The sequence below is a fragment of the Acidovorax delafieldii 2AN genome (genome assembly GCF_000175235.1).
In the GTDB taxonomy this organism is placed as follows: domain Bacteria; phylum Pseudomonadota; class Gammaproteobacteria; order Burkholderiales; family Burkholderiaceae_C; genus Acidovorax; species Acidovorax delafieldii_B.
The window spans coordinates 1-1,074 of record NZ_ACQT01000543.1; the positions used below are offsets into that span (position 1 = coordinate 1).

1 protein-coding gene is annotated in these 1,074 nt (G+C 71.1%); it reads left to right on the plus strand.

Features of this window, described 5'->3' with window-relative positions:
- Positions 1-953 (plus strand): type II secretion system minor pseudopilin GspK (gspK, locus tag ACDELDRAFT_RS22905; protein ID WP_005801557.1); only part of this gene is annotated, 953 nt, incomplete at its 5' end.
- Positions 954-1,074 lie beyond the last annotated feature (121 nt).

Here is a 1,074-nt window from a genome sequence, read left to right on the forward strand (position 1 = left end):
GTGGACGCGGCGCGGCCCTGCTCGCGGCCATGCTGACCGTCACCCTGGTGGCCACGTTTGCCGCCGCCGCCCTGTGGCAGCAATGGCGGGCGGTCGAGGTCGAGACCGCCGAGCGCGCGCGCCAGCAGTCGGCCTGGATCCTGGTGGGCGCACTCGACTGGTCGCGCCTGATCCTGCGCGAGGACGGCATCACCGGTGGTGCCGACCACCTGGCCGAACCCTGGGCCGTGCCACTGCAGGAGGCACGCCTGTCCACCTTCCTCGCGGCAGACCGCAACACGGTGCAGGTCGATGACGCCAGCACCGACACCACCGAGGCGTTCCTGTCCGGCCAGATCACCGACCTGCAGGCCCGGCTGAACCTCACCAACCTGATCGATGGCGACAAGGTCAACACCCGCGCGCTGCGGCAGTTCTCTCGCCTGTTCCAGCGCCTGGGGCTGCCCCAGCAGCAACTGGACCTGCTGGTGCAGGGCCTGCGCGAAGCGAAGGCCAGCAAGGGGGCCGACGGCAACGCTCCGCTGGTGCCACCTTCCATGGCCCAGCTGGGCTGGCTGGGCGTGCCGCCGGACACCCTGGCGGTGCTGGCCCCTCACGTCACGCTGCTCCCAGCGCGCACCCCCGTGAACCTGAACACGGCCGACGTGGACGTGCTGTCGGCCGTCATCGACGGGCTGGACATGGCGGGTGCCCAGAAGCTCCTGCAGCTTCGGCAGGCGCGCCATTTCCGGGGGCTCACCGATGTCACTGACCAGATGGGCCCCCAGCTGACGCTGAACCCCGACGACCACGCCATTGCCTCGCGGTACTTCGAGGTACGCGGCCGCCTGCGCCTGGGCGCCAGCATGGTGGACGAACGCTCGCTGGTCTACCGACAGGGCTCCACGGTCACGACGCTGTGGCGCGAACGCGGTGCCTTCGACCGGGGCACCGCGACCGCGGCGACACCTTGAGAACCGTTCCAGCGCTGTGCACCAGCCACCGCCGTTGCCGGTGGGCGCCGTCTTGCACACGGGCTGCCGGCCGAATCCATGGCAGGCCCAGCGCCCCCCGCGACTGCCCAAGGGCAAGCGC